We start from the raw sequence: 3,686 nt of genomic DNA, 5'->3' as shown, positions 1-3,686 counted from the left end.
TAGGGCCTTTCACAGCAGGCAGCAACGGCTCGATCCGAGCCCACATCTCATCGGTCAACACAGCTCCACGCGACATGACCCGAGAATCTCGCGTCAGCCCCGCTCAACTCGTGAGACACGCTCTAGGGGCGTCACCTGGGCGATCGCGGCCGTACTGGCTGCGGGCGGGCTCGCGGGGTGCGGGAACGACGACGACGTCGCGCAGGCTCCGGCCGGCGGCAGCACCTCCACGCCGACCCCGACGCCGGCGTCGCCGGTGACCACCGGCCCGTTCAACGCGGCCAAGCTGGTTCCGGCCGGGTACAAGGTCGTCTCCACCAAGGCGATGGCGCTGGCCGCGGGACAGCCGGACTACCACGTCGTGATCTCCGAGAATCCCCAGGCGCCGGCGACCGTGGCCGGCGAGGCCGGCACCGGCGCGACCCAGAACGTGCAGGTGTTCGCCTTCCGCGACGGGGCCTGGGCCGAGGTCTTCGACGCCGCGGACAAGGCGGTCCCGTACGAGATGCAGGGCGACTTCGGTGCCCCGGCGGACCTGCGCGACGACTCGCCGGACCCGGTGCTGAACCAGAAGGACCGCCTCGGCGGGGCCACCGTTGCGCGCGTCACCTTCGCCGCCGACCACCCCGCGCTGGTGATCTACGGCGAGGACAAGGCCAACCCGCACGTGCTCGGCGTGCTCGCCGTCGTCGACTTCCTCGACGGCACGTCCCACCTCGACCACTACGAGATGGCCCAGGATCTCGGCAAGCCCGAGGTGACCGGTGCGGAGGACGCGCAGCATCTTGAGGTGCCGAACTACTGGTACCCGTGGCTGCAGGGCGGCGACCCGGCCAAGTACACCCAGACCGTCGGGATGACTTCCGGTCAGGACGACAAGGGCGTCGCGGTGCTCGCTGACTCCCGGCCGTGGATCGGGGCTTGGGTCGGTGTCGGCACCGGCTCGGGGGTGACGGTCAGTCGGGTCATCGACGGCTCGCCTGCCGAAGGCGTGCTCGAGGTAGGGGACCACATCGCCTCGGTGAACGGCAACAACCCCGAGCAGGGCCTGGGTGCGGAGCTGCTCAAGCTCACGCCGGGCGACGAGGTCGAGCTGCTCGTGCTGCGCGGCAAGGAGAACCTGACGAAGACGCTCGTGCTCTCCGACATGTCGAAGGCGCCGACATTCTGGCAGACCCCGGTGCCGTCGACCATCGGGGTCGAGGTCGCGCCGCTGTCCGGCCGGCCGGGCATCGCGGTGACCAAGGTGACCCCGGGCAGCCCGGCGGCCAAGGCCGGTCTGGCCAAGGGCGACGCCATCCAGCGGGTCGGCGACGTCCCGGCCGGGAGCACCGCCGACCTCGACGCGGCCCTGAACGGTCGGGGCGGCGAGGAGCTCGAGGTCGAGGTCCAGAAGGTGGACGGGACGACGAAGACCGTCACCGTCACGCCGAAGGAGGACAAGGACGGCGACGGGATCGTCGCGCTGCTCTGAGCGTGCTGCTCTGAGCGCGCTGACCTGGCCGATCTGGGCGGCCGAGCTGCCCTGGTGATGGGACACCAAGGCCGCGATCCTGGTCCAGGCCCTGCCGTGGCTCGGCCACTTCCAGGGCCGCACGATCGTGGTCAAGTTCGGTGGCAACGCACGGCGTCCGGCAGGTCCGGGTGAGGGTTTCCCACCCGGACGGCACCGGCAACTTCGACAACGGTCGGGTGCGGTCCGTCGCGACGAACCTGATCTTCGAGACGGCGGCCACGAATCCCCAGCTCGGCGGGGCCGCCTTCGCCGAGCGGCGGGGTGACAAGCCGGCCTACCGCAAGCGCCTGAACACGGACATGGCCTCGGTCACTGCCGTCGTCACCTTCCGGCTGACCACTGGCAAACGCGCCGCGATCGGCTGCACCCAGCAGTTCCCGAGCAGGTAGCTGTGCCGGCGCCGGTCCGACACCCGCGTCCCGGCGCTGTCACCGTCATCGGCCTCGACGGGCGCGAGGTGCTGCACACCCGCGCGGACGACGCCGGAGAATTCACGATCGGGGTGCCGCCCGGCCGCTACTTCGTCGTCGCCACCGACGCCGGCCGCAGTGACCACGTAGGTCGCCCCCCCGCGGGGGTTGGCGCGGGATGATGGGCGGGCAGCACCAGGAGGGCTCGCATAGTGGCCTAGTGCGGTGGTCTTGAAAACCACTATCAGGGGTGACTCTGATCCAGGGTTCGAATCCCTGGCCCTCCGCTCCGAAGCACTTGTCCACAAGCCCCGGTTCCGCCCTCGTCATCCACAGGCGACCGCCGGACGCAGCCGATCGAGGTCAACGCTGCCTACCTTCGTCGCTCCGAGCGCTCTGAGAAGAGGAGGACGCAGATGGCGAGGCATGGGGCGAGACGCAGATGGTGGTGGCGGCTGTGGGTGCCTGCCGCAGTCCTCGGGGTGAGCGCGACGGCGACCGACTCGGCTCCGGGTGAGGTCCTCGCTCCGGCGGCGCCGGTGGCCACCGCGAAGGCGGTCTGCACCCAGGACGCGCCGACGCTGACGACGGTGCGCAGCTACCCGCGCCGCGCGGTTGCTGAACTGGCGGGCGGGAGCAGTCCCCTGTACTGCGGCAACACCAAGTTCGGGCTGCGTCACATCGTGATCCGGCACACCGCCGACTGGCGCGCGGCCGCCGCCGCGGCCCCGGTCGTCGTGCCGTGGCCCCGCTTCGTCGACACCGCACTCGCGACCACGCTGGCTCGGCCGCAGTCCGTGCGATGCGACGCCCGGCGCGACACGTGCGCCCTCCGGGGTGCGCCGACGCCGGAGCAGGAGGTGGTCGTGGTCGTGGCCCGAGCGGACGGCAAGGTCATCACGGCCTACCCGCTCGAACAGTAGACACGTTGCTACAATGAGTGAGTGGAAACGCATCTGACGAGCCGTGAGTTCAACCAGGACACGAGCGGCGCGAAGCGAGCGGCGGAGCGCGGGCCGGTGATCATCACCGACCGGGGCGAGCCCGCGCACGTTCTGCTGACCTACGCCGCCTACGCAGCGCTCAGCCCGTCGGGCGGCTTGCTGGCCCTGCTCGGCCATCCGGCGGGCGTCGCCGAGGTGGAGTTCGAAGCCCCACGATCGCGCGAGCTGCCGACGCCTGCCTCCTTCGACTGATGTTTCTGCTCGACACGAACGTCGTCTCCGAGTTGCGCAAGGTCGCCGCCGGCCGCGCCGACGCTGCGGTCCACGTGTGGGCGGAGAACCTGACGGTCCATCAGGTATATCTTTCCGCGGTCACCATCCTGGAACTGGAGCTCGGCGTGCTGCTCGCCGAACGAGCGGATCAGGCGCAGGGTCAGATCCTGCGGCAATGGCTCGACGAGGGGGTACTGCGTGCCTTCGACCAGCGCATACTGCCGGTCGATGTGACCGTGGTCCGCCGGGCGGCGGCGCTGCACGTTCCCGATCCCGCGCCGTTTCCGGACGCGCTGATCGCGGCAAACGGCACTGCAGCACAAGCTGACCGTAGCGACGCGCAACCTGCGGGACTTCGAACGCTTCGACGGGCTTCGGGTCGTCAACCCCTGGTCCTGACCGGCGAGTCGAGGTCGACTCCGGTGGGCACGGCCGGGAACTCGATCCAGAACACGCTGCCGCGGCCGGCCGCGGAGTGCACGGCGTAGCGGCCGCCGTGCGCGGTCGCGATCGCGGCGACGATGGCCAGGCCCAGACCGTGGC

At 70.6% G+C, this 3,686-nt stretch carries 6 protein-coding genes, 1 tRNA gene and 1 pseudogene; 7 read left to right on the top strand and 1 reads right to left on the bottom strand.

What is annotated here, in order from left to right; genetic code table 11:
* The first annotated feature begins 256 nt into the window (after window positions 1–256).
* From H0X00_RS22580 to H0X00_RS22550, 7 genes and pseudogenes are all read left to right on the top strand, one after another.
* Window positions 257–1,474 (top strand): PDZ domain-containing protein, encoded by a 1,218-nt coding sequence (locus H0X00_RS22580; RefSeq protein WP_293775027.1) that lies wholly within the window; start codon window positions 257–259, stop codon window positions 1,472–1,474.
* Between the two features lie 140 nt (window positions 1,475–1,614).
* On the top strand, window positions 1,615–1,905 hold the full coding sequence (locus H0X00_RS22575) for a hypothetical protein (protein WP_293775026.1): 291 nt from the start codon (window positions 1,615–1,617) through the stop codon (window positions 1,903–1,905).
* Window positions 1,906–1,907: 2 nt separating this feature from the next.
* Window positions 1,908–2,108, top strand: a complete 201-nt coding sequence (locus H0X00_RS22570) for a hypothetical protein (protein WP_293775025.1) — start codon at window positions 1,908–1,910, stop codon at window positions 2,106–2,108.
* Window positions 2,109–2,124: 16 nt separating this feature from the next.
* Window positions 2,125–2,213 (top strand) — tRNA-Ser (locus tag H0X00_RS22565).
* A gap of 195 nt (window positions 2,214–2,408) precedes the next feature.
* On the top strand, window positions 2,409–2,849 hold the full coding sequence (locus H0X00_RS22560) for a hypothetical protein (protein WP_293775024.1): 441 nt from the start codon (window positions 2,409–2,411) through the stop codon (window positions 2,847–2,849).
* A gap of 21 nt (window positions 2,850–2,870) precedes the next feature.
* Window positions 2,871–3,122, top strand: coding sequence for a type II toxin-antitoxin system prevent-host-death family antitoxin (locus H0X00_RS22555; RefSeq protein ID WP_293775023.1), 252 nt, complete (start codon window positions 2,871–2,873; stop codon window positions 3,120–3,122).
* Window positions 3,122–3,542 (top strand): annotated as a pseudogene (locus H0X00_RS22550) (type II toxin-antitoxin system VapC family toxin). The gene H0X00_RS22555 and the pseudogene H0X00_RS22550 overlap by 1 nt, the downstream one beginning before the upstream one ends.
* Here H0X00_RS22550 and H0X00_RS24040 read toward each other — a convergent pair.
* On the bottom strand, window positions 3,526–3,654 hold the full coding sequence (locus H0X00_RS24040) for a hypothetical protein (protein ID WP_367186739.1): 129 nt from the start codon (window positions 3,652–3,654) through the stop codon (window positions 3,526–3,528). The pseudogene H0X00_RS22550 and the gene H0X00_RS24040 sit on opposite strands and share 17 nt — an antisense overlap.
* Window positions 3,655–3,686: the final 32 nt, after the last annotated feature.

The organism is Sporichthya sp. (assembly GCF_013815995.1).
Taxonomy (GTDB): domain Bacteria; phylum Actinomycetota; class Actinomycetes; order Sporichthyales; family Sporichthyaceae; genus Sporichthya.
Note: the sequence above shows the minus strand (reverse complement) of the source record. Positions and strands in the feature narration are given on the sequence as shown.